We start from the raw sequence: 24,224 nt of genomic DNA on the forward strand, positions 1-24,224 counted from the left end.
GTAGCGGGTCAGGGCCGCCGCGGCGCGCGCGAGGAGGAGTGGTACTGCACGATCTTCCAGCCCGATTCATCGTGCGAAAGGACCGAGGTCGCGACCCCGTCACGCTCGATCACGCGCCCGTCCTCGAGCTCGATCCGGTAGCCGTAGGTTTCGTAGCCATAGGCCATATGGCCCTTACGGGTCATCGTCAGCGTCGGGTCGGTGAAAGTAAAGCTCGTGATCGCATCGAGCTCGGGTCCGAGATGGTGCTCCATGTAATTGGCGAAACTCCCCTCGGACTTGCCGTTCTCGAAGATCGCGGAGGCTTCCGCGAACAGGGCCGACATGCCTTCGGCATCGCGCGACACCAATGCGGCGCGATAAGCCTCGAGAATATCTTCAGCGCCCGACACATCTTCGCTGGCCGAACCTGTCTTGTCGGAATGATGTGTCCCATGTCCGGAATGGTCCATGTCCTGCGCCGCAGCCGGCACTGGCGCCGCAGCAATAGCTAGCGCAACTACCGGCACTCGCAATAAAGTGTTCATCATGTCAGTTTCTTCTCCCTTGACCTAAAACCAGAACCTCACGCCGACGACGTAGTTCGTTACGCTGGGGTCCTCGCCGTCGGCCCTTGCGAAATCGCGGCTGTTGCCGATCTTCCATTCCTGGTCGATGCCGATATAGGGCGCGAATTCGCGCGCGAATTCGTAGCGCAGGCGAATGCCGACCTCGATCGTATCGATCCCCGAGCCGATCCCGAGTTCGGGAATGTCCTGTGCTGACAGCGCGATTTCGGCGCGCGGCTGCACGATCAGACGCTGTGTGATGAACTGATCGATTTCACCTTCAATTCGTGCGGTAAGATCGCCCTTGTTCGACAGAAATGCTGCTGCATCGACCTCGAACTCATAGGGAACGAGCCCTTGGATGCCCACAACCGCATGGGTGCGTTCAGGCCCAGTAAAATCCTGCCGCACGCCCGCCTGAAAATCGAAGAAAGGCGCAATGGCACGGCTCCAAAGCGCCTGCACTTCGGCGCTTTCAATGGTCTCGCCGAAGCTGCCTTCGCCTTCGGATTTGAACCAGAACTTGTTGTAGTCACCGCCATAATAACCCTGGACGTCCCACAAATAGCCGTCGTCGCCCTCGCGCAGGCGGTATTCGAGCCGGTCACCCTGAAACCAGAATACCGGCGTTCCGCTCACTTCCTTGGTGACGGCCGCCCGAGACGCAGCCATTTCCTCTGCGCCGACAAAGGCATCGGCGGCAAAGGCGGGGCCCTGTAGCGCTTCAGGCGGGGGAGGGCCTTCCGGGATCGCCATATGGTCGGCGGATGCTCCATGGCCCATCGCGGAATGATCCATTTGCGACATGCCGCCCTCATCCTCCTTGCCGGTCATGGGCATCGCGCCATGCTGGGCTGCCCCATGATCCATGTTCGAATGATCCATAACCTCCGGGTTCTCAACCTCCTCCTGAGGATGCTGCGTCCGGGAGTGATCCATCTGAGGTTGATCCGGCGCATGGTGATCGTGCGCCTCGCTCGCAGCCTCGTCGTCTTGAGCAGCTTGCCCGGCCTGGCTCTGCGGTTCGGCAGCCTGCGTGCCGTGATCATGCTGCTGTGCCCAGACTGCGCTCGGAAGTGCCAGCAGGGGGAGGGCGATCATCATGGTCGCGCGCTTCATTAGCCTTCTCCTCCCTCGAGCGGTCGGACAGTCACCACCTGAAACATTCCGTTATGCATGTGGTAAAAGAGGTGACAGTGAAAGGCCCAGTCGCCCCGTTCATTGGCGGTGAGGTCAAATTGCGCGCTGCCGCCTGGCTGGACCGTCAGCGTATGTTTGAGCGGCTGACGGTCGGCCGGAGCCCCGTTCACGAGTTCGAAGAAGTGTCCGTGCAAATGGATCGGATGCGCCATCATGGTGTTGTTGATCAGCTTGACGCGCACGCGCTCGTTATAAGCAAATTGAATCGGCTCGGTGATCTCGTCGAACTTCTTCCCATCGAACGACCACATATACCGCTCCATGTTGCCGGTAAGATGGATCGTCTTGAGCCGGCTCGGACGCCGGTTGTCGGTATTGGGCTTTGCGGCGACGAGCTGGTTGTAGTTGAGCACGCGGTGGCTCACATCGTCGAGCCCGAGGCCAGGAAAATCCATCCGGTCGATAGGGTTCATGGCAACCGAGTCGATCCCTGGACCAACTTTCACATTGGGTGGAAGCAGTGATGTGTCGCGCATGTTCATGCCCGACATTCCGGCCATCCCCGCCATGCCAGCCATTTCTGCGTCGCCGCTGGAACCATGATCCATTCCGGTCATGCTGCCCGCGCCTTGATCCATGCCCGCCGCGGCACCGGCCGAAGCTGCACCGTGCCCCGCATGCCCCTCTCCAGCAGCGCCTGCGCTATCGCCGTGCCCGGCCATGCCCATATCGGTCATGGTGAGAAGCGGCGGTTTGCGCAGAGGCGGGACGCTGGTCCGGGCGCCGGGGCGACTGGCAAGTGTCGCCACGCCCATGCCCGAGCGATCAATCGCCTCGGCGACGAGCGAATAGGCCTCGCCGCGCGGCTCGACGATCACGTCGTAGGTTTCAGCAACACCGATCTGGAACTCGTCGGTCTCGACCGGCTGTACGTTTTGGCCATCGGCCTGAACCACGGTCATCGGCAGGCCAGGGATGCGGATATTGAAATAGGTCATCGCGGCGCCGTTGATAAAGCGCAGGCGGACCCTCTCTCCCGGCTGGAAAAGGTATTCGAGATCGTCTTCCGGCCCGTGACCATTGATGAGGAAGGTGTAGGTCGCGCCGCTCACGTCGGAGATGTCGGTCGGCATCATCCGCATGCGCGCCCACATTCGGCGCTCTTCGCCGCTCATGTCGTAGTCGTCGGTCCAGGTGGTTTTGCCATAGTTGAAGTAGCCCTCGGCGACCTTGAGTTTCTTCATGATCGAATAGGGACTCATGGTCGACCAGTCGGACAGCATGACAACATAGTCGCGGTCGTATTCATATGGTTCGGGCTCGATCGGGTCGACGATCAGGGGGCCGTAATGGCCAAGCGGCTCCTGCAGCGTATGCGCGTGCCACCAATAGGTGCCCGACTGGCGGATGGGAAACTGGTAACGATAGGTATCGCCCGGCTCAACAGCCGCCATGCTCACCCCGGGTACACCGTCCATAAGGAAGGGTACGAGCAATCCGTGCCAGTGAATGGAAGTGCCATGCGAACTCCGATTGAGGAGGTCGACCGTCAGGTTCTGGCCTTCCTTGAGGCGCACCAAGGGACCTGGGATCGTGCCATTCACGGCAACACCCGGCCCGCGGCGCGAGCCAGTGGTGAAGGTCGTGTCGGCGACGCTCATTGTAAGATGTTCGCCGGACAGAACGTCGCTCCCGCGGCGCGCGATCGTGCCATCGAGACCTCCGCGTGCCCACGCGGGCATTGCACCGGCAAGGCCAAGCATTCCGACCCCGCTTGCGCTAGACCCCAGAAATTTACGGCGATTGATCGCGACCATCGAAAGCTCCTGTATGAACGATACACCCTCAACTACGAAGGGCCCGGTTCTACCCCTCAAAAATTTTCCAGGCGGTCGCGCAATTTTTGCCGGGCACGATAGATGCGGGTCTCGATTGCCTTTTCCGACACGCCGAGAAGTTCGGCGGCTTCCGCCTGGCTGCGTCCGTCGATACTGACCAATATGAGCGCTTCGCGAAGACGGATCGGAAGACGCTCGATTTGCTCCAGGAGCATTCGCAATTCCTGGCGCTGCATCGCGATCTCTTGCGGATCGGGGCTGTCGTCAACAATCGCCAGTGTTTCAGATTCCGCGCCCAATCCGAAAAAGCGCGCCGTTTTGCGTTTGCGCAGCCTGTCGCGGCATTTGTTGAGCACGACTGTTGTCAAAAAAGGGCCAACAGGACGGTCCGGGTCGAGGCGGTGCCGGGCGACCCAGACCGAAGCAAGCCCGTCCTGAACAGCGTCTTCGGCCTGATGCGGAGACGCAAGCATGCGTGTCGCCAAAGCAATAAGCCGCGCTATATGGGGTTCGACCAGCGTCCCATATGCTGCCTTGCTGCCCCTGCGGGCATCTTCGACCAGGGCGGTCTCGGACCGGCTTTGCGCCTGCGTCACGGAAGCCTAATTACGCGAATTGCTGGTGAGCGCCTCGGAGACCTTCCGATCGAACAGGCGCTGCTGCTCGGGCTCGAGTGTCTCGCGCATGTCGAAGACGTGTTGGACCGTGGCTTTCTGCAATTCGCCCATCCGTCCATGCACATCGTCAATCGCCGCGCTCACTTCGGGGCCATATTCGTGCTCGTCGGCCATCGCCCGAGCGAGCCTCGCATTTGCCGCGCGCAGCGATGACTCAAGTTCAGCACGCTCGACGGCGAAGCGGGCTTCCAGGGTCTCGAGGCGCGCGTTCTGGTCTTCGGTCAAAACCAGTTCCTCGTGCACGAACTGGTGCAGGCTGCCATTGTCTTCGTGGCTGAGCCAGCGATCAGCCGCGATCGCCCCCAAACATCCCGCGAGCCCGGCAAGAAGAACGGCAAGCAGGAGGCGTCCGTTCGTCAAAGTCTAGCTCCCGACATGCAGGAGAGCGGCGGGAGAAAGGTGCTCGTTCGACGCAAAATCATTATAGGCGGAACTCGCAGTTGAGCCCTGATTGTAGGGCATGATGGTCGTGCCGAAGCCTGCTCCAAGGCCGATGACGAACAGGCTGCAAAAGAGCGCGGCACGCCGGCGGCGATCGGCAACCTCGCCAAGCTGTCCGGCGCGCTGCCAGACACCATCCATGAAGTCTGACGGGTCATGCACAATATCATGCGCGGCCAGCTGTTTGAGCGAAGCATCGAGGGAAGGATAATCTGACATAGGCAACCTCTAACTATTGTAACTCCTTTACGCCACAGCCCGCCGAAGCCCTCAAAAAAATATTTGAGGGGTATGATATTCTCGCGCGTATCAAGGCATATGAGCATATTCACCCGCCTTGGCCTCGCCGCCCTCTTCGCAGCCTTTCTGCTTTCGGCACCCTTGCACGCGCATGAAGGGCATCAGGACAATATGTCCGACGCTGAAATGCTGGCGATGGAGGAGGGTATGGCCATGCCGGACGACGCCCATGCCGGCGAGCTTGCGCCGCCCGGGGAAGAGATGGACAGGCCGAACGCGCAGCAGTCCATGTCGCCTGAAGACATGATGCAGCAGAAAATCACGGAAAACCGCCTGACCTCGGCAGAGGACCTTCTGTCGCGCCTTCATCCGGTCGCGGCGCATTTCCCGATTGCGCTTCTCCTCGTCGCCGCACTCGCCGAACTCGCCTTGATGGTGCGCCCGACCTTGGGGCTTGAGACGACGATCCGGTTTCTCGTAGCCGGCGGCGCGATCGGGGCGGTCGTTGCGGCTTTGCTCGGATGGTTTGCGGGTGGATGGCGACTGCTGGACCGGTCGGAAAATCTCGCCATTCACCGCTGGAACGGCACGACGATTGCCATATTGAGCCTCCTCGCCTGGTGGGTTGCTGCGCGCGGAAAGGGGAGAGGCGCGCTGCGCCTGCTTCTGGCGCTGATCGCTGCGGCGCTCATCGTACAAGGCTATTTCGGCGGGGAGATGGTGCACGGGCCCAATCATATGGGCATCATGTAGGTGGGACGGGTAGCCGCTCCTCAAGGCGACCGAGCCTTCACGCCAGCCCTTGCCAAAGCCTGGCTGACCCCGGTCTATGACCTCACCAACGCCTTGTTTACGCGTGAGCGGACATGGCGGCGCGCGGTTGTCCGCGCCGCCAATCTTGCGCCCGGCGATCATCTTATCGATGTTGGGTGCGGAACCGGCACCTTGCTTCGCGATCTCATGATCAGCTGTCCGCAGGCGGGTCTCGCCGGCGTTGAGCCCGATCCGGCAGCACTGGCCATCGCGCGTCGCAAGTTTGGCGCCGGGGCGGATCTGATCCGTTGGCACAATGGCTTTCTCGATACCCTCGACCTGACCGCGCGATGGCAGCCGAACAAGATCGTCAGCAGCCTCGTCTTTCATCAGGTTCCGCTGGGTGAAAAGCGGGCAATCCTGGAGCAGATGCACGATCTGCTCCAGCCCGGAGGCATGGTGCTGATTGCCGACTATATGGCTCAGGACTCCGCCCTTATGCGCAAGCTTTTCCGCGCCACGGTGCAGCAGCTCGACGGTGTCGAAGACACGCAGCCCAATGCCGACGGTATCCTGGAGCGGCAGCTTGCCGAAATTTTCACCGACGCCGAAAGGCTTCACGTCTTCCCGACCGCCACCGGAGCGATATCGCTCTGGCACGGCTACAAGAAAGGTCCCCATACATGACCCGCACGTTTGCGCGAAAGCGCTTTCGCAACTCGTTCGCCGCAACAGCCCTCCTGGTAATTGCCGCCTGTTCGAACGTTGCCCAGGCGGCCACCTACACGATGTATCGCGATCCCGGCTGCGGCTGCTGCCTCAAATGGGCCAACCATTTCGAGAACGGCATGGACGCCGAGGTTGCGACTGTCGACACCACTGACATGGGTTCGGTGAAAGCCGACAAGGGCGTACCTTCCGATCTGTGGTCGTGCCATACGATGGTGATCGAGGGATATGTCATCGAAGGTCACGTCCCGGCAGAAGCAATCTCAAAATTGCTGCGCGAGCGCCCGGCAGGCGTTTCCGGACTTGCCGTTCCCGGCATGCCGCTGGGCTCACCTGGCATGGAATACGAGAACCGTGTGCAACCCTATGACGTCATCGCCTTTGGGCCCGGCGGCCGTACGGTTTTCGCAAGTTACCCCTGAACGGGCAAGAAAACGCCCCCAACTTTTGGAGAATAATGATGAAAATGATCCTCACCGTCGCTGGCGCGCTTGCTTTCTCGGCAAGCCCGGTCCTTGCTCAGGAGGCCCCTTCTGAAAAGCCCAAAATGTGCGAGATGATGCACGACGGAAAGAAGATGCAGGGCATGATGATGAAGGATAAGGACGGAAAAATGTCATGCCAGATGATGGACCACTCCAAGATGGACCATTCTAAAATGGAACATGGCCAGTCCGGCCATGGCGAGAAGAAGGCCGCCGAGGCTGAAAAGCCGCAGACCGAACACAAGCACGACTGACTTGATCTTGGCGTCTGGTGCCGACAACCCCATCCGGGGCCAGACGCCTAACGAGCCATGCGTTCGATAAGAGCGAGAAGCTCTGCGACTTTCTCTGATTGATCGGTCTTGTTGTTCGAGGCGAGCGCCTGTTCGATGCAGTGCTTGGTATGGATGTCGAGTACTTTGGTCCTGGCGGCGCGCGCGGCGGCTTCGAGCGCGAGGATCTGCTGCAGGATATCGACGCAATAGCGCTCTTCTTCCATCATTCTCGATATTCCTCGCGCCTGCCCCTCGATCTTGCGCATTCGGGTCAAGACATCACGGAACTTGGGGTTTTGATCATCGCTCATGCCGTTCTCTCCAGACGCCGAGTTCATTCCTGACTGCTTTTGACACAGTTGCAAAGCAGTTCGCAATACACTATACCCCCCTATAGTATACGACGGAGACAAAGATGACCGGTTCGACGACGAAAGGCTCGATACTTGCCTGGGGCTGGGCTCTCAGCTTCTTCCTCCTAATTTCCTATCTGCTCTGCGTGGCCTTCGGCCTCATTGCCCCTGAGACCTTCCATATGCACGAAGCATGGGCACCGTTGTTGCCGGGCTTCGATTGGTTGTCTTGGCCAGGCTTCTTCGCCGGGGCTATCGGCAGCTTCCTTTATGGCTGGTATATTGCGATCCTCGGGGTCCCGCTCGTCCGCTATTTCAGGAAAAGGATCGGGTGAAGAACCGGCGGTGTGATTTTATCTCCTGCCGCGAACTTCGCACAGGCCGTATAGCTCATGACAAAGTACAGCTTTCCCTCTTCCGGTTCGTCTTTCAGCAAGAAAAGCGATCCGGCCCTGCATACGGTTATCGGGGCAGTGCTGGGCGTCTTAATCCTTCATCCGCTCACGGCGCTCGTTTACGGGTCCGGAGGGGCAGGAGCGGCGAGCGTGCCATTTGCTGAGCAGTTGGGCCTGGCGGTCGATCGACTGGGCGCGGCATTTGAAATCGAAATGCTGCCCATGAGCCTGGTTTTCGCGGTGATCGGCGGCGCAATCGGCCTGGCTTTTGGTCTTTATCATCTGCGGCTGATGGCCGATCGCCAGACAATCCGCACTTTGGAGCACCAACTGGCCGAAGAGTTGCCGCTGCTTATCGCTCGCGGCGAGGGTGCGCAGCTGGAATTCAAATCATCGCTGCGCTGGGATACGCGCCAGCAGCGCGCAAATCGCAGCCTTCAGCAGGTCGTGGTCAGGACGATTGCCGGATTTCTCAACAATGATGGCGGTACGCTGCTCATCGGCATCGACGATAACGGACAGATCTTGGGAATCGAAGCGGATCTGAAGACTCTCAAACACCCCAATAGGGACGGGTTCGAGCGCGTGCTGATGGACGCGATACGATCAGGCCTGGGCGGTAATGCCTGCGCCTTGGTTCATTGCTATTTTCATGATCTCGATGGCCGAACCATTTGCCGGGTCATCGCTGAAAAGAGCTTCGAGCCGATCTATTTTCTCGACAATGGTGTGGCACGCTTCATGCTCCGCGCCGGCAACAGCACACGAGAGTTGGATGTGCGCGAAGCGCACGCTCACCTGTCACAGCGCGGGAAACAGCATGCGCGGCAGGCTTGAAATGATCCTCTGCCATAAATCGGCAGGTCGGGTTGACCTCGTTCCCCGTTTCACGCTGTCACTTTCAGTGGCGCACGCCGCCTGTCAGCTCGGTTCGGCCTTGTCGGCGGAACGTTGGCACACCTTTGGCCAGATCCAGGGAGACTATGATGGACCATTCTAATTGCAGCCATAGCGGCCACGGCGAGGCCGTTGCTGGCGATGATGGGCGCTACGATCTCGTTCCCGCTGGTTATGACGGACCGGTTTATACGTGCCCCATGCACCCGCAGGTCCGGCAGCCGAAGATGGGGTCGTGCCCGATCTGCGGCATGGGACTCGAACTCGAATCCGCGGCCATGGTCGATGACGGACCGAACCCGGAGCTCGTCGACTTCGCGAGGCGTTTCTGGGTCGGCGCCATCCTCACCTTGCCGCTGCTTGTTCTCACGATGGGCCCCTATGTGGGCTGGCCGGGCGTGCGCGAAATATTCGGCGAGCGGACCACCTTGTGGATTGAACTGGTGCTCGGCACCCCGGTCGTGTTGTGGAGCGGATGGCCATTTCTCGAACGAGGCTGGAATTCGTTCCGCACCTGGAACCTCAACATGTTCTCGCTCATCGGCATGGGCGTTCTCGCCGCATGGATATTCAGTGTCGTCGCCGTCCTGGCGCCGGACATCTTCCCCGACGGCTTTCGCGATCCGGAGGGGCATGTCGGCGTCTATTTCGAAGCTGCGGCCGTAATCGTCACGCTTGTGCTCCTCGGCCAAGTCATGGAGCTGCGCGCGCGTGAAGGCACCGGTAAGGCCATTCGCGCTCTCCTTGATCTTGCAGCCAAAACCGCGCGCGTCATCAGGGCAGACGGCACTGAAGAAGAAATCCCCCTTGAGCACGTGGCTGTTGGCGACCAATTGCGGGTCCGCCCAGGCGACAAGGTGCCCGTTGACGGTGTAGTGCTCAAAGGCCGCTCGTCGATCGACGAAAGCATGATCACCGGTGAACCAGTCCCGGTCGAAAAGGTCGAGGGCGACGCCGTGACCGGGGCAACGATCAACGGAACAGGCAGCCTGGTGATCGAAGCGAAACGTGTCGGATCAGACACCATGCTCGCGCAGATCGTGGAAATGGTTGCGGCCGCACAGCGCTCGCGCGCGCCGATCCAGAAGTACGCCGACAAGGTGGCCGGCATGTTCGTCCCCGCGGTTATCGGCATAGCCGTGCTCGCCTTCATCGCCTGGGCGATCTGGGGCCCCGCACCAGCGCTTGCCTATGCCCTCATTGCTGCAGTTGCGGTACTGATCATCGCCTGCCCCTGCGCTCTCGGTCTGGCGACGCCGATGTCGATCATGACCGCGACAGGAAGAGGGGCTCAAGCGGGCGTTTTGATCAAGAATGCCGAAGCGCTCGAGCGGTTCGAGAAAATCGACACGCTGATCGTCGACAAGACGGGTACGCTGACCGAGGGGCGCCCACGGCTCGTCGCGGTCATGCCCGAGGAGGGTCACGATGAAATCGAGGTGCTGAGCCTGGCGGCGTCGCTCGAACGCGGCTCTGAGCACCCGCTCGCAGAAGCGATCGTCCGCGGCGCCGAAGAACGCGGCGTCGCGATGGAAACCGCCAGCGAGTTCGAGGCCGTAACCGGCAAAGGCGTCATGGGCACGGTCTCCGGTAAACGCGTCGCGCTTGGCAACCTCGCGCTCCTGACAGACCTTGGTTTGGAAGGTGCCGCGCTCAGCGAAAAGGCGAATGCGCGCCGCGACGAAGGCGAAACCGTCATGTTCGTGATCGTTGCGGGCAAAATTGCCGGCCTCATCAGCGTTGCCGACCCGGTCAAGGAAACCACTCCAGCGGCCATCGCGGACCTCCACAAGCTCGGCCTTACAATCATCATGGCGACGGGCGACAATGAACGGACTGCGCAGGCGGTTGCCGCCCGGCTCGGTATCGACGACATCCGCGCGGGCGTGCTTCCCGAGGACAAGGCGCGGCTCATCCGCGAATTGCAAGAAGGCGGTGCAAAGGTGGCGATGGCCGGCGACGGGGTCAATGACGCTCCGGCGCTGGCCCAGGCCGATGTCGGCATTGCGATGGGAACCGGCGCGGACGTCGCGATCGAAAGTGCGGGGATCACGCTCGTCAAAGGCAATCTCGACGGGATCGTCCGGGCCCGCAAGCTTGCCCGGGCTACGATGCGCAATATTCGGCAAAATCTGTTTTTCGCACTGATCTACAACGCGTCGGGCGTGCCCGTCGCGGCCGGTGTCCTGTATCCTTTCTTCGGCATCCTGATTGGGCCGATGTTCGCCGCCTTCGCGATGAGTGCGTCCTCCATATCGGTGGTCCTGAACTCGCTCAGGCTTCGTAGCGCGAAGCTGTGAACATCCAGCAATCGACAGACACCATCCCTAAATTCTGCCCGAGTGCCTGCACGCTACGGCAGGCGCGGTCGCGGGCGGAAGATGTATCTGCGATGCAAGCCAAAGAAAGGATAACCGCATGGATACCCATTCGGCGCACGAAGACAGCCTGAACAAGGGCAGCATCACCCTGCTTGGCGGCGTTGCCATGGGGACCGGAGTCATGATCGGAGCCGGCATTTTTGCGCTCACCGGTCAGATCGCGGAGCTTGCCGGCCCTCTCTTCCCCCTCTCCTTCGTCGCAGGCGCGCTCATCACCGCGCTCGCATCATACAGCTACATCAAGATGTCGAATGCCTGGCCATCGTCGGGTGGCATCGCGATGATCCTGCAAAAGGCCTATGGTCCGGGTGTCGTCGCGGCCTCCGCATCAGTGCTGATGGCCATGTCGATGGTTATCAATGAGAGCCTGGTGGCGCGAACCTTCGCGACCTATGCGCTGCGTCCGTTTGGGCTCGAAGAAAACGCATTGCTGATATCGGGCTTGGCGCTGGGACTCATCGTTTTCGCCTATCTGGTCAACGCCGCGGGCAATAGATCGGTAAGCGGGTTTTCGCTCGTTATGTCGGCGATAAAGGTTGGCGGGATAGCGGTGTTCGCAGTTGCGGCGATCTGGGCCAGCGGACTGTTCGCAGGCGCCTTTACCGAGCCTGCTTCCTTGTCGAACGGCGAAGCATTGCTCGCTTCGGTGGCCTTCTCGATCCTTGCATTCAAGGGGTTTACAACCATCACCAACAGTGGCGGAGAAATCGTCGATCCGCACAAGAATGTCGGTCGCACAATCATGATCTCGATTGCCGTGTGCATCGTGGTTTATCTGCTCGTCGCCTTGGCCGTTGGCTCCAGTCTCAGCATCGGCGAGATCGTTCAGGCGCGTGACTATTCCCTGGCCGCGGCAGCGCGCCCCGCATTGGGAGATCTCGGGTTCTATTTCACCGTAGCGATTGCCATCTCGGCGACTACGTCGGGGGTCATTGCGAGCGTGTTCGCCGTCTCGCGGATGCTGACAATGCTGACCGAGATGAAGATGATCCCCCACAGCCATTTCGGAATGAAGGGCGGCATCCGTAGCCACATGCTGGTCTATACGGTCGTCATAGCCGGCACACTGGCGGTCCTGTTCGACCTTTCCCGCATCGCCTCGCTCGGCGCCTTCTTCTACCTTGTCATGGACATGCTCGTCCATTGGGGCGTGTTTCGCAGTCTTCGCAAAAAGATCGGCGCCCGCGCTTCCGTCCTGCTCACCGCGCTGGCGGCCGACGCCGTTGTGCTCGCCGCATTTACGGCCGCCAAACTCAAGAGCGATCCGGCCGTGGTTGCCTATGCGGTGATCGGAATCGCGGCCGTGTTCGTGGCGGAATGGATATTTCTGTCCGGCCAGCGCAGGGAGACGAACACAGATTCTATTGAAAACAAGGTCGAGAGCGGGAGCGGCGATCACGACCGTCCTTGAGCGCAACATTGGCTGTTTGGCAGCTCAGATAAATATTTTTGAGGCGGCGCCGTAATTTCGCGCCGCCGCGCCCGTCTTTATTCATTCGGCTGCAATCGGAATACCGGAAGTTTGTCCATCTTGTCCGTACCAGGCCGCGCGATCGACCGGCAGAAAGAGATTCGCGGGAGGAATGTCGGCGATTGCGACAAACATCGTTTCTCTTTCGAAGAACGATGAAACGAAAACGCGAAACGAACATTGGAATTGAACAAGCAGCCCCAGGCTGTGCGTGTGAACAAGGGGCTGTAAAGGCATGAAAACTGCGAGTGTTTACCGGATGGTGATGGAGGATCATGTCTGTCCCTATGGCATCAAAACGGTCGATCTTCTCAAGCGGCAAGGCTTCGAGGTCGACGATCATCACCTGACCAGCAGGGAGGAAACCGACGCGTTCAAGGACAAGCACGACGTCGAGACCACGCCGCAGACCTTTATGGAAGGCAAGCGCATTGGCGGCTATGACGATGTCCGCGAGTTCTTCGGCAAAAGCCGCTCGCAGCCCGAGGAAGGCGAAACCAGCTATCAGCCTGTCATTGCGATTTTCGCGGTCGCGCTGCTGCTCGCGCTCGGGCTGAGCTGGGCGTTTTTTGACGACCTCTTCACCGTTCGGGCCGCGGAGTGGTTCGTCAGCCTCTCGATGACCTTGCTCGCCGTCCAGAAGCTTCAGGACGTGCGCAGTTTCTCGACCATGTTCCTCAACTACGATCTACTCGCACGGCGCTGGGTGCCCTATGGCTTCGTCTATCCGTTCGGCGAAGCCGCTGCCGGCATTCTCATGACCGCGGGCGCACTGACCTGGCTTTCTGCCCCGCTGGCATTATTCATCGGCACCGTCGGCGCTGTCAGCGTCTTCAAGGCTGTCTACATCGACAAGCGTGAGCTCAAATGCGCTTGCGTCGGAGGTAGCAGCAACGTCCCGCTCGGTTTCGTCTCGCTGACAGAGAACCTGTTCATGATGGGGATGGGGCTCTGGATGGGTCTCAAGGTCTTTACATGATCCTCGGTTTAATCCTGGCGACCTCGCTGTTCCTGATATCGGTGGGCTCGCACCTCGTCATACTGAATGCGGGCCATACGCTGCTCGAGCAAAACTGCAGCCTTCTGCACAAGCTGGGCATCGCGCTGCTCGTTCTTTTCTCGCATCTGACCGTAGCGGCGTTCTTCGCCGCCGGCTTCTGGATCGGCGAGGAGCTGGGTCTGGGCGGCTTCCGGCAGGCCGGCGCGATGACCGCGATGGACTATTTCTATTTTTCTCTGATCAACGTGACGACGCTTGGTTTGGCGGACATTTTCCCAACCGAGCACCTGCGGGTTCTCGCCGGCGTCGAGGCCCTCACCGGCTTCGCTCTCATCAGCTGCTCGGCGCAGCTATTCTGGACCATGATGCACAAAGGAGAAGAAGCATGACCGAAAAGACGACCCACTCGGACAAGGGAGGGGGCGGCAACTACTGGCGGTTCATGGCCATGGTATCGACTTCGACCGTCATCATGTTCTTCCTGATGTATGCCAACACCTTCACCATTGACGATGTCTTCTGGAGTGAAACGCGCTTCTGGATGATGTTTGTCATGGGCGCGATGATGATGGTCGTCATGCTCCTCTTCATGTGGGGCATGTACAAGGACCGGACCAAGAATTTTATCATTCTGGGCGTCGGCGCCTTTGTGTTCGCGCTCGCACTTTGGCTGGTACGCAGCCAGACCACCGTCGACGACACCGAATATATGGCAGCGATGATCCCGCACCACTCGATCGCGATCATGACCAGCGAACGGGCCAGCCTCAAGGATCCGCGCGTTCGCGAACTCGCCAAGGCAATCATCGTCGCCCAGCGCCGCGAGATCGCCGAGATGAAATATCTCATAGACGATATCGAGCAGAACGGTCCTCGGACCGAAGAACGCCTGCCCGAGGAGATGCAGCCATGAACAAGATAGCTTTAACGGCGCTCATCGCGCTGCCGCTCGCCGCCTGCAATTCGAACACCGCTCCGGGCAACGACCGCGAAGCCCAGCTCGACCCGCCTGCCACTGCCGCGCCGATCGAGGACGCGGCCAGTGCACTGGCAAATGTTGACCCGGGCCTCATGCTTCCCGGGACTATGAATGACGCGGACCTTGCTGCTCTGGGCGCAGGACAGGCCTGCCAGTTTCGTCTGACCGAAGTAGCCTTTCCCTCGTTTGTATATGACGGCGACGGGGGCGGTGCGATCAAGATCAATGGCAAATTGATCCCCGTCACCGCCGATGGCCCCGGCAGCTATTCGAATGGCGAGCTTCGGATCAGGACCCGCATGCTGGATGATGAAGGCGATGCGGGTCTGCAAATGCAGGAGATGATCGTCGTCGGACCCCGGATGAAGGACGAGTTCGGGTTCTGGGGATATACCACCTGTCCGGCAGGCGGAGCCTGATACTGGCAGGGCGCATGGGCGGGCCGTTGGCTACCCCGTGCGCCCGCAGCTCCTCCGTTCGTCGCCCACACCTGTCTTAACAGGAACAAGCAGATGACCGATACGAGGCCCATCGCTGTCTTCGGTGCAGGCGGGAAGACCGGCACCGAGCTATTGCGGCGTGCCCTTGCGCGGGACATACCGATCCGCGCCTTCGAACACACCGTGCCCGGGCCAGACGAGCGGGTGGGCGACTTCGAATATATCGAATGCGATGTGCTGTCGGATGATTTCGCGGGCGATCTCGATGGCTGCCGCGCGGTTATCTCGACGCTCGGTGTCGCTTTCGGTCCGGGCAATGCGATCGATCCACCGCCGCTCTATTCCGATGGCACGCGCAACCTGCTCGGGGCGATGGCACAAGCGAAGATCGACCGCATTGCCGTGATCTCCGCTGCCTTCGTCGAACATCAGTCGAGCGTTCCGGCGTGGTTTGAGCTCACCGCCAAGCCTGCATTGTTCAATATACTCGAGCAGATGCGCGCCATGGAAGCGATGCTCAGCGACGCCCAAGGCATCAAATGGACGGCCGCACGACCGGGCTGGCTCCTGGATGAGCCTTACACCGGCGATGCCGTCATTTCGGACGAACGCTTGGCAGAAGGCTGTTTCCGATGCCGTCATGCAGATCTCGCGGCAAGCCTCCTCGACTTCGTGTGCGAAGACATCTGGATCAACGCAAAACCTGCCATCGGCAGGCCCGAAGCCGAACAGTTCGAAAGTCCTGCCGCCATCAAGGCCGAACTCGGTATCGATTAAACGGCGTATCATTTTTCGACTTGTGACGGGCCCGCACGTTACAAGTTTTGAGCAACAGACAAGGAAGTCGTATGTTTCTGGAGAAGATCAAAACCCCCGGTCTCTCGCACCTCTCGTATATCATCGGCTCGGGCGGGCAGGCGGCGGTCATCGATCCGCGCCGGGACTGCGAGGTCTATGTCGAAAAGGCCCGGGCCGAAGGGCTGGAGATCACGCATATCTTCGAAACCCATCGCAATGAGGATCTGCTCAGCGGCTCGCCGATTTTGGCCGATTTGACAGGAGCCACGGTCTATCACGGGCCCAACGCGGCAGGCGAGATCGTTTTTGCCAATACCGCACGCGAGGGCGATTGTTTCGAGCTGGGTCAATTGCGGATCGAGGTGCTTGAAACACCTGGACACACCGACGATCATCTCGCTTTCGTCATCCATGACAGCGAATATTGCGAGGGACCGGTCGGCGTCTTTACCGGCGATGCGCTGTTCGTCGGCGATGTCGGGCGCACCGACTTCTATCCCGAGCGCAAGGAAGAAGTCGCGGGCCTTTTGTTCGATTCCCTGCAGAAACTTTGCGGCCTCGGCGATCAGGCGATTATCTACCCGGCGCATGGTGCGGGCTCGGTCTGCGGGTCGGGAATGGCGGACCGGGAATTCTCGACAATCGGCCACGAGCGATGCAACAACCCGCGACTGCGCATCTCCGACCGCGACGAGTTCATCAAGGCGAAGGTGGCAGAACACCACTACCAGCCGCCCTATTTCCGGCTGATGGAGCGGCTCAACCTCGAAGGGTCCGATGCCGCGCCGCGGATTATGCGGCCAAGGCGTCTGGGGCTGGAAGACCTTAGCAAGAGCGGCGCTGATCACCTGGTCGATGTGCGCGAGCCGCTCGCCTACGCTGCCGGCCATCTGCCGGGTGCCATGTGCCTTCCGGTGGGAATGATACCGGCCTTTGCCGGATGGTTCCTCGGTGAAGGCGACAGGATCGCGCTCGTCGCTTCCCAGGAAGACCAGCTAGCCCACGCCACGGCCCATCTGGTGCGCATCGGTCTCGATAATGTTGTCGGCGGCTATGTCGGCGTGGTTCCGGCCGCTGCTCAGGGCAAAGCGATGCGCAACATTCCCATGATCGGCACCGAGGAAATCGCGCGCAGGCTCAATCAGGACAGCCGTGAATGGACTTTGCTCGACGTGCGCGACGCGGACGAACGACAGGAAGCAAGCATCGACGGCTCAGAACATATCTATGTTGGCGAGCTCAACACGCGATGGAAAGAGCTCGACCGCAACCGACACTACACGCTGATGTGCGCGAGCGGCATGCGGGCGAGCGTTGCCGCAGGCTGGCTGGCGAGCCAGGGCTTCAAGCGCCTCGACATCTATCTCGGCTCCATGGGCGCTTGGAAGCAGCAAAGCTCGTAGACGATCACCGCGTTCATGTTTCTTTCAATCCCATATTTCCCCGAAGCTCCGCTGCCGGCGAGCCGTGATCTTCCAAAGTCTCAGGCTTGGCACGCACAGGGTGCATTGGTCGTAATACAGTCGATTGTCGGCCGAGACCGGCTCAGGCTAGAAAATCGCATATCACCAAGGCAATGGTTGCGCCTCTGTCCGCAGGTACATGCATCCTTGTCGATAAGCCGCAAAGTCTCTAGGCTCTCGACGATGGCTCGATTGCGTTCCTTTTTGCTGACAATGCTTTGCATTGGTTTCGTGATCCAATCACCCGTGCAGGCCATGCCAACGCCTCAATCGGAGAAGATGCTCGCTTCCGATTGTGCTGAAATGATGCACCACTCTGAGGGCGATGAACCAATGCACAGCCATAACGGCAATACTGACGCACCGTGTGAAGGCATGTCGGCTGATTGTTTGCTTGCAACCAACGCGGTTTCTCCCGTTTGGGTGGGGAGCGATGCGCCTTCGCATGTTGTTAAGCCGTTTTCCGACGGCCCTGTGTATTTGTCGAACATTACTTCACCTCTGCTCAGTCGCGCTTCTGCGCCCGATTACCCCCCTCCACGAATCTGACTTGATTGCATAACCTGAAGGCGAATTGCGCCTTCTGAATGCGTGGTCTTGACGCTGCAATGCACCGCCATTGCCGCCGGACCTCGGCACGCAAATCGAGTGAGAAATTCCCATGAAATGGTCCATAGGCGGTATCCTTGCCGCCGCGCTGATGCAGGCGCAGGTCGTACTCGCGCAGCCGGTTGGCTATGAAGAAGCCTTGCGGGCAGCGCGCGAGGATCAGCCGCTGCTCCAGGCCGCGCAATTGCGTATCGATGGGACGCGAGATGTCTCGGATGCCGCAGATGAGCTGCCCGATCCTATCTTGCGTGGCGGGATTGCAAACCTGCCAATTACCGGGCCTGTGGCGATCGAGTTTGATCGCCAGCTTCCAACGCAGATTGCTGTTGGCATTGAGCAACCAATCCCAAACCTTGCAAAGCGCCGAGCGCGTCGAGGTGTGGCGAACTCAGATGTAGCCATCGCGCAAATGCGATTTGGGGTTGCGCAGCAACGGATCGACATCGCCACATCAGCGGCTTGGATCGACTTGTACTATGCCGAACAGAAGCTCGCCTTCGCCCATACGGCTCTCAGCGATCTGCGCAGGCTACAGCCGGTGGCAAACAGCGCTGTTGCATCCGGATCGGCCCGTCCTGCTGAAAGCCTCGCCATTCGCCGCGAGCTTCTGGTCATCGAAGATGCGATCACGCGAATAGAAGCCGAACGCGACGCTGCACGCGCTATGCTGGCCAGCTACGTTCGAACAGACAGTCCTACCATCGCGGGTGATGCGCCAGCAGCCAATGTCGACAGCGGCAGCCTCGAGCAAGCTCTGGACCTTAACCCCGTCATCCGTCTTGCCGATGCGGCCACCGGACGCGCAGAAGCGAACGCCGACCTCGCGCGCGCCGACTTGCGCCCCGACTTCGGAGTGAGCGTAAACTATGGCCGACGCGACCCTGCCTTCGGAGACGCATTCTCTGTCATGGGATCGGTTACCCTGCCCATCTTCACCGATCAACGTCAAAGGCCGCGCATTCGCGCCGCCGAGGCAGAAGCTGCTGCGGCGCAGGCAGAGCGCGATGATCGCTTGCGCGCGCTGCGTGTGCAATTCGAATCCGATCTCGCCTCATGGCGCAGTGCGAAGCGCCAATGGGAACGCGCCCGCGATGAATTGCTGCCGCTGGCCCGGCAAAGGGTTGAACTGGAAACGGCGAGCTTTGCTGCCGGAAACGCAGACCTGATCGATGTGATTGCAGCAAAGGCGGATCTGGCCTTGCTCGATCTTGAAATCTTTGAACGCGAAGCCGCGACCGTGGAATGGGCCGAGATGCTTCGCTTGACCTACGGGGAGCAGCAGCCATGAGCGATACAGTCGACAGCTCCGGCCCTTCAAAGCGAACCTATGCAATCATCGCGGCCGTCGCGCTTGTCAGCCTCGGCGCTGGATACGCGCTCTCGCTCGTAGGAGATGAGGGCGAGGGTGGGATGTCGGGCTCCTCCGAGACGGAGTGCGAAGAGGTGCTCTACTGGTACGATCCGATGGTTCCCGGACAGCGCTTTGACGAGCCTGGCAAGTCGCCCTTCATGGACATGATGCTGGTACCCAAATGCGCGGGAGAAGCCGCCGAAGCGGGCGTCCGGATTGATCCGGGCCTTGTCCAGAATTTCGGCATTCGCACCGCAGCGGCCGAGTTCGGAGTTCTCGAGCCGGAAATCACCGTGACGGGTGTCCTGGCATACAACAGCCGGGATGTTGCCATCGTCCAGCCAAGAGCGGGCGGTTATGTCCAACGCACCTATGGCCTTGCGCAGGACGATGTCGTGCGTCGCGGCGCTCCGATCGTCGATATCTTGGTCCCTGATTGGGGCGGCGCGCAGCGCGAGTACATTGCCGTGCTCGATACCGGCGATCAGGCACTTGCAGACGCGATGCGGCAGCGCATGCGCCTGCTCGGCATGACCGATGCGATGATCGCGTCGGTCGAACGCACCCGCCGCGTCCAGAACACGTTTACAGTCACCGCACCGGTGGGCGGCGCTGTAACAGTGCTGGGGGTGCGTCCAGGCATGACCGTGACGGAAGGCCAGACACTCGCGGAGATTACAGGCTTCTCGCCGATATGGCTGGAAGCTTCGGTTCCTGAAGTCCAGGCCGTAAATATCCGGCAGGGCCAACCCATCAGTGCGACCCTGGCAGCGTATCCTGATGAGCGATTTGCGGGACGAATTGTTGCCATCCTTCCTAGCGCCGATGCCGCGAGCCGAACCATCACCGTCCGGGCTGAGCTGCCGAACCCACGCGGCAGGTTGAAGCCAGGGATGTTTGCGCAGGTGTCGCTTTCACCCGACACACGGCGAGCCTTGCTGGTACCGTCGGAGGCGGTCATTCGAACCGGCCGCCGCAATCTTGTGATGCTCAAGCAGGATGAAGGCGCCTTTCTTCCAGCCGAGGTCGAAATCGGACGCGAGGCGAATGGCAGGACTGAGATCCTGGCAGGCCTTGCCGAAGGCGAAGAGGTCGTCACTTCCGGGCAGTTCCTGATCGACTCCGAGGCGAGTTTGGCCGGGATCGATATCAGGTCGATCGACGGAACCATGAGCATGGCATCCGATGGCTCAGCAAAGATGAGGACGTACACCGCCACGGGAAGAGTGACGAAAATCGCTGGTGCTTCGATCACTCTCAATCACGCGCCGGTTCCCGCCCTCGAATGGCCAAGCATGGTCATGCCCTTCGCCCTCGCCGACGCCGCTCTAGTTGACGGTATTGAACCGGGCGATACTGTCGAGTTCACCTTCTCGCAGCACGACACCGGTCCGCGCATCGAGTCTATCAGGAAGACCGAGCGATGATAGCGCGCATAATCGATGCATCGATCGCCAATCGGTTTTTCATCATTCTGGCGGCCATCGCGGTTACGCTCGCTGGCTTCTGGGCGGTGCGCGCAACGCCTGTCGATGCGATCCCCGATCTGTCTGATGTGCAGGTCGTGGTGCGGTCGAACTATCCTGGGCAAGCTCCGCGCATCGTTGAGGATCAGGTCACATACCCGCTTGCAACGACGATGCTCTCGGTGCCGGGCGCGGAAACTGTGCGCGGCTATTCGATGTTCGGCGACAGCTTCGTCTATGTGATCTTCGAGGATGGGACCGACCTCTACTGGGCGCGCTCGCGCGTGCTTGAATATCTCAACCAGGTGCAAAACGAATTGCCCGACGGAGTGACCAGCTCGCTCGGGCCGGACGCGACGGGCGTTGGCTGGATTTACGAATATGCGCTGGTTGACCGAACGGGGAACAGCGATCTCGCTGACCTTCGGAGCCTTCAGGACTGGTTCCTGCGTTTTGAGCTCCAGACTATTCCGGGCATAGCCGAGGTCGCCAGCGTCGGCGGCATGGTCAAGCAGTACCAGGTCGTGCTGGAACCCTACCGGATGGCTTCGCTTGGCGTCACTTACAGCGATGTCGTGCGTGCCATCCAGGCCTCCAATCAGGAAGCTGGAGGATCGGTTGTCGAAATGGGCGAGGCCGAGTTTATGGTCCGCGCATCAGGCTATCTCACGTCTCTCGACGACTTCAGGCAGATTCCGCTGAAATCGGTCGGTAACGGTATCCCCGTCACCTTGTCCGATGTCGCCACGATCCAGCTTGGGCCCGAAATGAGGCGCGGTATCGCCGAGCTCAATGGGGAAGGCGAGGTCGCGGGAGGTATTGTCGTGCTTAGACAGGGCGAGGATGCGCGGGCAACCATCGCGGCTGTCGAAGAGAAGCTCGACGTGCTCCAAGCTAGTCTTCCCGAAGGGGTCGAGATTGTCACGACCTATGATCGTTCGAAGCTGATCGACGCATCGATCGAAAACCTGACCGGCAAACTCATCGCCGAATTCATCATCGTTGCGATCGTATGCGCGTTATTCCTGTGGCACGTGAGATCGGCTTTCGTGGCCATCGTCACGCTCCCGCTAGGGGTTCTGGCCGCCTTTATCGTGATGCGTTTTCAGGGAGTCGATGCCAACATCATGTCCTTGGGCGGCATCGCCATCGCAATCGGCGCGATGGTCGACGCCGCCATCGTTATGATCGAGAACGCCCACAAGCATATCGAGCATTGGGAAGCGGATCATCCCGACGAGGAGATGTCCAGCGGCGAGCGCTGGAAGCTGATTGCGGAGGCGTCGAAAGAGGTGGGGCCAGCGCTCTTCTTCAGCCTTCTCATCATCACGCTCTCGTTCCTCCCGGTTTTTACTTTGCAGGCCCAGGAAGGGCGGCTCTTTTCGCCGCTGGCCTTTACCAAAACCTATGCGATGGCGGCGGCAGCGATACTGTCGGTGACACTGGTTCCTGTACTCATGGGCTGGCTGATCCGCGGCAAGATACCCAAGGAGGATACCAACCTCCTCAATCGTGTCCTGACCAAGGCCTACCGGCCCGGTCTCGATTGGGTGCTCAGCCGACCCAAGACCACTCTCGTCGTGGCAGGCCTCGTATTCCTGACAACGCTGGTCCCGTTCACCCGTCTGGGAGGGGAATTCCTGCCGCCGCTCGACGAAGGCGATCTCCTCTACATGCCGAGCGCTCTGCCTGGCCTGTCTCCTGGTGAAGCGTCCGCATTGCTTCAGCGGACCGACCGCCTGATCAAATCCGTGCCCGAAGTCGATACCGTGTTCGGGAAAGCGGGGCGGGCTGATACAGCGACCGACCCTGCGCCGCTCACGATGTTCGAAACAACGATCCGCTTCAAGCCGCGCGAGGAGTGGCGGCCGGGAATGACGCCAGAGAAGCTCGTCGAGGAGCTTGATCGTGCAGTGCAGGTGCCGGGACTCGCCAATGTCTGGGTGCCACCGATCCGCAACCGCATCGACATGCTCGCGACCGGTATCAAGAGCCCGATCGGCGTGAAAGTATCCGGCGAGGACCTTGCTGAGATCGAGCGCGTGGCGTTGCAGGTCGAGAACGTTGCCAAGCAGGTTCCCGGAGTCAGTTCCGCTTTGGCAGAGCGTCTTTCGGGAGGCCGCTATGTCGACGTGGACATCGACCGGGTCGCTGCGGCGCGTTTCGGATTGAACATCGCCGATGTTCAGCAGATTGTGTCAGGCGCGATCGGCGGGGCAAATATCGGCAGAACGGTCGAAGGACTGGCGCGATATCCCATCAATGGGCGCTATCCGCGCGAGAGCCGCGACAGCCTCGCAGAACTGCGCGCGCTGCCTTTGCTAACCCCCTCTGGCCAGCAAATCACGCTTGGGACCGTAGCGCAGGTGAGCATCAGCGACGGTCCGCCGATGCTCAAGAATGAGCAAGGCCGTCTCATCAGCGTGGTCTATGTCGATACGCGCGGGCGCGATCTTACTTCGGTCGTAAGTGATCTTCAGGCGGCAGTGTCAGACGGCGTCGATCTGCCTGCCGGTGTGAGCATCTCTTACGCGGGCCAGTTTGAATATCTCACCCGCGCCAATGAGCGGTTGCAGGTCGTCGTTCCCGCGACGCTCGGCATCATTTTCGTTTTGCTCTATCTGATCTTCCGCCGCTTCGACGAAGCGCTACTTGTTATGGGCACGCTGCCCTTCGCCCTGACCGGCGGCTTCTGGCTGCTTTATCTGATGGGCTACAACCAGTCTGTTGCGACATCGGTGGGTTTTATTGCGCTTGCCGGTGTGTCTGCCGAGTTCGGCGTCATCATGCTGATCTACCTCAAGTCTGCGCTGGCCCGGCGCAGTGGTGCCCTCGATGCGGACGGTGTGGGCGAAGCCATCAGGGAGGGCGCACTCCTACGCGTCCGGCCCAAGGCGATGACCGTGGCCGTTATTCTGGCCGGTCTCTTCCCGATCCTGATTGGAACCGGCGCAGGTTCGGAAGTCATGAGCCGCATCGCCGCACCGATGGTGGGCGGCATGATCACCGCCCCGCTGCTTTCCATGTTCGTTATCCCCGCCGCATATTTGTTGATGCGGCGCCCCCGGCCCGAACGGCCAACCCAACCCCAAGGAGAAGAAGAATGCGAACCACAACCCTCATAACCCTATTGGCCGCGCCGCTGGCGCTGGCGGCCTGCGATTCTGGCCAGGACACTGCCGAGATGGAGGACATGCCGATGGCTGAAGATGCAATGATGATGGACGGCCAGGATATGCCAATGACGGACACTGGCAACGCAATGCAGTCCGCGAGTGCGCAAGGCACCGTCACCGCCATCGACGCCGAAGCGGGTACGATCACCGTCGACCACGGCCCGGTCCCCGCAATCGAATGGCCGGCGATGACCATGGCGTTCGAAGCCGATGAGCAACTGCGCAGCGAAGTAAGCGTCGGTGAGGGCATTGCCTTTGAATTTCGTACTGGTTCTGAAGGCAGTGTGATCACGTCGATCACGAAGGAATAAATCGGTCG

Annotated in this window: 27 protein-coding genes; 18 read left to right on the forward strand and 9 right to left on the reverse strand. The window is 60.3% G+C overall.

The window, feature by feature from the left end; translation table 11 throughout:
- Positions 1-8: 8 nt before the first annotated feature.
- The 6 genes from AB433_RS17120 to AB433_RS17145 all read right to left on the reverse strand — a co-directional run bounded on the left by AB433_RS17120 (position 9) and on the right by AB433_RS17145 (position 4,863).
- Complete coding sequence (locus tag AB433_RS17120; protein WP_230279193.1) at positions 9-452, reverse strand: YybH family protein; 444 nt, start codon at positions 450-452, stop codon at positions 9-11.
- 99 nt (positions 453-551) lie between these two features.
- On the reverse strand, positions 552-1,667 hold the full coding sequence (locus tag AB433_RS17125; RefSeq protein ID WP_046904107.1) for a copper resistance protein B: 1,116 nt from the start codon (positions 1,665-1,667) through the stop codon (positions 552-554).
- Positions 1,667-3,505 carry a copper resistance system multicopper oxidase gene (locus tag AB433_RS17130; RefSeq protein ID WP_047822751.1) on the reverse strand — a complete coding sequence of 613 codons (1,839 nt, stop codon included), beginning with the start codon at positions 3,503-3,505 and terminating at the stop codon, positions 1,667-1,669. Before AB433_RS17130 ends, AB433_RS17125 begins: the two co-directional genes overlap by 1 nt.
- A gap of 56 nt (positions 3,506-3,561) precedes the next feature.
- The gene (locus AB433_RS17135) at positions 3,562-4,122 is read right to left on the reverse strand and encodes an RNA polymerase sigma factor (protein WP_047822753.1); all 561 of its coding nucleotides are present in this window, start codon (positions 4,120-4,122) and stop codon (positions 3,562-3,564) included.
- Positions 4,123-4,128: 6 nt separating this feature from the next.
- Positions 4,129-4,563 (reverse strand): periplasmic heavy metal sensor, encoded by a 435-nt coding sequence (locus tag AB433_RS17140; protein ID WP_047822755.1) that lies wholly within the window; start codon positions 4,561-4,563, stop codon positions 4,129-4,131.
- 3 nt (positions 4,564-4,566) lie between these two features.
- On the reverse strand, positions 4,567-4,863 hold the full coding sequence (locus AB433_RS17145) for a hypothetical protein (RefSeq protein WP_046904111.1): 297 nt from the start codon (positions 4,861-4,863) through the stop codon (positions 4,567-4,569).
- A 99-nt stretch (positions 4,864-4,962) separates the two neighbouring features.
- Between AB433_RS17145 and AB433_RS17150 the strand changes: the two genes are divergently transcribed.
- From AB433_RS17150 to AB433_RS17165, 4 genes are read left to right on the forward strand one after another with little or no spacing between them, the layout of a single operon-like run.
- A complete protein-coding gene (locus AB433_RS17150) occupies positions 4,963-5,637 on the forward strand; it encodes a DUF2231 domain-containing protein (RefSeq protein WP_053059237.1) in 675 nt (224 codons plus the stop codon).
- On the forward strand, positions 5,638-6,324 hold the full coding sequence (locus tag AB433_RS17155; RefSeq protein ID WP_047822756.1) for a class I SAM-dependent methyltransferase: 687 nt from the start codon (positions 5,638-5,640) through the stop codon (positions 6,322-6,324).
- On the forward strand, positions 6,321-6,788 hold the full coding sequence (locus tag AB433_RS17160) for a DUF411 domain-containing protein (protein ID WP_046904113.1): 468 nt from the start codon (positions 6,321-6,323) through the stop codon (positions 6,786-6,788). The genes AB433_RS17155 and AB433_RS17160 overlap by 4 nt, the downstream gene beginning before the upstream one ends.
- Before the next feature lie 38 nt (positions 6,789-6,826).
- On the forward strand, positions 6,827-7,105 hold the full coding sequence (locus AB433_RS17165; RefSeq protein WP_143712227.1) for a hypothetical protein: 279 nt from the start codon (positions 6,827-6,829) through the stop codon (positions 7,103-7,105).
- 47 nt (positions 7,106-7,152) lie between these two features.
- On the opposite strand, the gene AB433_RS17170 is transcribed toward AB433_RS17165, so the two are convergent.
- Positions 7,153-7,437 (reverse strand): metal-sensitive transcriptional regulator, encoded by a 285-nt coding sequence (locus tag AB433_RS17170; protein WP_047824403.1) that lies wholly within the window; start codon positions 7,435-7,437, stop codon positions 7,153-7,155.
- A 104-nt stretch (positions 7,438-7,541) separates the two neighbouring features.
- Between AB433_RS17170 and AB433_RS17175 the strand changes: the two genes are divergently transcribed.
- The 10 genes from AB433_RS17175 (at position 7,542) to AB433_RS17225 (ending at position 17,243) form a co-directional block, all read left to right on the forward strand.
- Positions 7,542-7,814: a hypothetical protein gene (locus AB433_RS17175; protein WP_047822760.1), complete on the forward strand. Its 273-nt coding sequence runs from the start codon at positions 7,542-7,544 to the stop codon at positions 7,812-7,814.
- A gap of 57 nt (positions 7,815-7,871) precedes the next feature.
- Positions 7,872-8,711 (forward strand): AlbA family DNA-binding domain-containing protein, encoded by an 840-nt coding sequence (locus AB433_RS17180; protein ID WP_224199587.1) that lies wholly within the window; start codon positions 7,872-7,874, stop codon positions 8,709-8,711.
- Between the two features lie 146 nt (positions 8,712-8,857).
- Complete coding sequence (locus AB433_RS17185) at positions 8,858-11,071, forward strand: copper-transporting P-type ATPase (protein ID WP_047822762.1); 2,214 nt, start codon at positions 8,858-8,860, stop codon at positions 11,069-11,071.
- Positions 11,072-11,189: 118 nt separating this feature from the next.
- Positions 11,190-12,563, forward strand: coding sequence for an APC family permease (locus AB433_RS17190; protein ID WP_047822764.1), 1,374 nt, complete (start codon positions 11,190-11,192; stop codon positions 12,561-12,563).
- A gap of 295 nt (positions 12,564-12,858) precedes the next feature.
- The gene (locus AB433_RS17200) at positions 12,859-13,602 is read left to right on the forward strand and encodes a glutaredoxin family protein (RefSeq protein WP_047822768.1); all 744 of its coding nucleotides are present in this window, start codon (positions 12,859-12,861) and stop codon (positions 13,600-13,602) included.
- The gene (locus tag AB433_RS17205) at positions 13,599-14,012 is read left to right on the forward strand and encodes an ion channel (RefSeq protein WP_047822771.1); all 414 of its coding nucleotides are present in this window, start codon (positions 13,599-13,601) and stop codon (positions 14,010-14,012) included. Before AB433_RS17200 ends, AB433_RS17205 begins: the two co-directional genes overlap by 4 nt.
- On the forward strand, positions 14,009-14,536 hold the full coding sequence (locus tag AB433_RS17210) for a DUF305 domain-containing protein (RefSeq protein WP_047822772.1): 528 nt from the start codon (positions 14,009-14,011) through the stop codon (positions 14,534-14,536). Before AB433_RS17205 ends, AB433_RS17210 begins: the two co-directional genes overlap by 4 nt.
- Entirely contained in the window at positions 14,533-15,021 is a 489-nt protein-coding gene (locus AB433_RS17215; RefSeq protein WP_047822773.1) for a DUF6692 family protein, read from the forward strand. Before AB433_RS17210 ends, AB433_RS17215 begins: the two co-directional genes overlap by 4 nt.
- 93 nt (positions 15,022-15,114) lie before the next feature.
- The gene (locus AB433_RS17220; RefSeq protein WP_046904122.1) at positions 15,115-15,819 is read left to right on the forward strand and encodes an NAD(P)-dependent oxidoreductase; all 705 of its coding nucleotides are present in this window, start codon (positions 15,115-15,117) and stop codon (positions 15,817-15,819) included.
- Positions 15,820-15,890: 71 nt separating this feature from the next.
- Positions 15,891-17,243, forward strand: a complete 1,353-nt coding sequence (locus tag AB433_RS17225; RefSeq protein ID WP_047822776.1) for an MBL fold metallo-hydrolase — start codon at positions 15,891-15,893, stop codon at positions 17,241-17,243.
- Positions 17,244-17,569: 326 nt separating this feature from the next.
- Here AB433_RS17225 and AB433_RS20690 read toward each other — a convergent pair whose 3' ends face one another.
- Positions 17,570-17,794: a hypothetical protein gene (locus tag AB433_RS20690; RefSeq protein WP_156170874.1), complete on the reverse strand. Its 225-nt coding sequence runs from the start codon at positions 17,792-17,794 to the stop codon at positions 17,570-17,572.
- 14 nt (positions 17,795-17,808) lie between these two features.
- Positions 17,809-18,252, reverse strand: a complete 444-nt coding sequence (locus AB433_RS21870; RefSeq protein WP_483772913.1) for a hypothetical protein — start codon at positions 18,250-18,252, stop codon at positions 17,809-17,811.
- Positions 18,253-18,291: 39 nt separating this feature from the next.
- Here AB433_RS21870 and AB433_RS17230 point away from each other — a divergent pair, with 39 nt between their 5' ends.
- From AB433_RS17230 to AB433_RS17245, 4 genes are read left to right on the forward strand one after another with little or no spacing between them, the layout of a single operon-like run.
- Positions 18,292-19,200 (forward strand): TolC family protein, encoded by a 909-nt coding sequence (locus tag AB433_RS17230; RefSeq protein ID WP_483772914.1) that lies wholly within the window; start codon positions 18,292-18,294, stop codon positions 19,198-19,200.
- The gene (locus tag AB433_RS17235) at positions 19,197-20,690 is read left to right on the forward strand and encodes an efflux RND transporter periplasmic adaptor subunit (RefSeq protein ID WP_047822781.1); all 1,494 of its coding nucleotides are present in this window, start codon (positions 19,197-19,199) and stop codon (positions 20,688-20,690) included. Before AB433_RS17230 ends, AB433_RS17235 begins: the two co-directional genes overlap by 4 nt.
- Entirely contained in the window at positions 20,687-23,854 is a 3,168-nt protein-coding gene (locus AB433_RS17240; protein WP_047822783.1) for an efflux RND transporter permease subunit, read from the forward strand. The genes AB433_RS17235 and AB433_RS17240 overlap by 4 nt, the downstream gene beginning before the upstream one ends.
- A complete protein-coding gene (locus AB433_RS17245) occupies positions 23,833-24,216 on the forward strand; it encodes a copper-binding protein (RefSeq protein ID WP_224199585.1) in 384 nt (127 codons plus the stop codon). Before AB433_RS17240 ends, AB433_RS17245 begins: the two co-directional genes overlap by 22 nt.
- Positions 24,217-24,224: the final 8 nt, after the last annotated feature.

It is taken from the genome of Croceicoccus naphthovorans (assembly GCF_001028705.1).
In the GTDB taxonomy this organism is placed as follows: domain Bacteria; phylum Pseudomonadota; class Alphaproteobacteria; order Sphingomonadales; family Sphingomonadaceae; genus Croceicoccus; species Croceicoccus naphthovorans.

Bases quoted from the DNA above. Each gene is read 5' to 3' on its own strand.
- AB433_RS17120 (WP_230279193.1), bottom strand. From the start codon at position 452: ATGGACCATTCCGGACATGGGACACATCATTCCGACAAGACAGGTTCG.
- AB433_RS17125 (WP_046904107.1), bottom strand. From the start codon at position 1,667: ATGAAGCGCGCGACCATGATGATCGCCCTCCCCCTGCTGGCACTTCCG.
- AB433_RS17130 (WP_047822751.1), bottom strand. From the start codon at position 3,505: ATGGTCGCGATCAATCGCCGTAAATTTCTGGGGTCTAGCGCAAGCGGG.
- AB433_RS17145 (WP_046904111.1), bottom strand. From the start codon at position 4,863: ATGTCAGATTATCCTTCCCTCGATGCTTCGCTCAAACAGCTGGCCGCG.
- AB433_RS17150 (WP_053059237.1), top strand. From the start codon at position 4,963: ATGAGCATATTCACCCGCCTTGGCCTCGCCGCCCTCTTCGCAGCCTTT.
- AB433_RS17160 (WP_046904113.1), top strand. From the start codon at position 6,321: ATGACCCGCACGTTTGCGCGAAAGCGCTTTCGCAACTCGTTCGCCGCA.
- AB433_RS17165 (WP_143712227.1), top strand. From the start codon at position 6,827: ATGAAAATGATCCTCACCGTCGCTGGCGCGCTTGCTTTCTCGGCAAGC.
- AB433_RS17170 (WP_047824403.1), bottom strand. From the start codon at position 7,437: ATGAGCGATGATCAAAACCCCAAGTTCCGTGATGTCTTGACCCGAATG.
- AB433_RS17175 (WP_047822760.1), top strand. From the start codon at position 7,542: ATGACCGGTTCGACGACGAAAGGCTCGATACTTGCCTGGGGCTGGGCT.
- AB433_RS17180 (WP_224199587.1), top strand. From the start codon at position 7,872: ATGACAAAGTACAGCTTTCCCTCTTCCGGTTCGTCTTTCAGCAAGAAA.
- AB433_RS17185 (WP_047822762.1), top strand. From the start codon at position 8,858: ATGATGGACCATTCTAATTGCAGCCATAGCGGCCACGGCGAGGCCGTT.
- AB433_RS17190 (WP_047822764.1), top strand. From the start codon at position 11,190: ATGGATACCCATTCGGCGCACGAAGACAGCCTGAACAAGGGCAGCATC.
- AB433_RS17200 (WP_047822768.1), top strand. From the start codon at position 12,859: ATGAAAACTGCGAGTGTTTACCGGATGGTGATGGAGGATCATGTCTGT.
- AB433_RS17205 (WP_047822771.1), top strand. From the start codon at position 13,599: ATGATCCTCGGTTTAATCCTGGCGACCTCGCTGTTCCTGATATCGGTG.
- AB433_RS17210 (WP_047822772.1), top strand. From the start codon at position 14,009: ATGACCGAAAAGACGACCCACTCGGACAAGGGAGGGGGCGGCAACTAC.
- AB433_RS17215 (WP_047822773.1), top strand. From the start codon at position 14,533: ATGAACAAGATAGCTTTAACGGCGCTCATCGCGCTGCCGCTCGCCGCC.
- AB433_RS17220 (WP_046904122.1), top strand. From the start codon at position 15,115: ATGACCGATACGAGGCCCATCGCTGTCTTCGGTGCAGGCGGGAAGACC.
- AB433_RS17225 (WP_047822776.1), top strand. From the start codon at position 15,891: ATGTTTCTGGAGAAGATCAAAACCCCCGGTCTCTCGCACCTCTCGTAT.
- AB433_RS20690 (WP_156170874.1), bottom strand. From the start codon at position 17,794: ATGTTCGACAAATACACAGGGCCGTCGGAAAACGGCTTAACAACATGC.
- AB433_RS17235 (WP_047822781.1), top strand. From the start codon at position 19,197: ATGAGCGATACAGTCGACAGCTCCGGCCCTTCAAAGCGAACCTATGCA.
- AB433_RS17240 (WP_047822783.1), top strand. From the start codon at position 20,687: ATGATAGCGCGCATAATCGATGCATCGATCGCCAATCGGTTTTTCATC.
- AB433_RS17245 (WP_224199585.1), top strand. From the start codon at position 23,833: ATGCGAACCACAACCCTCATAACCCTATTGGCCGCGCCGCTGGCGCTG.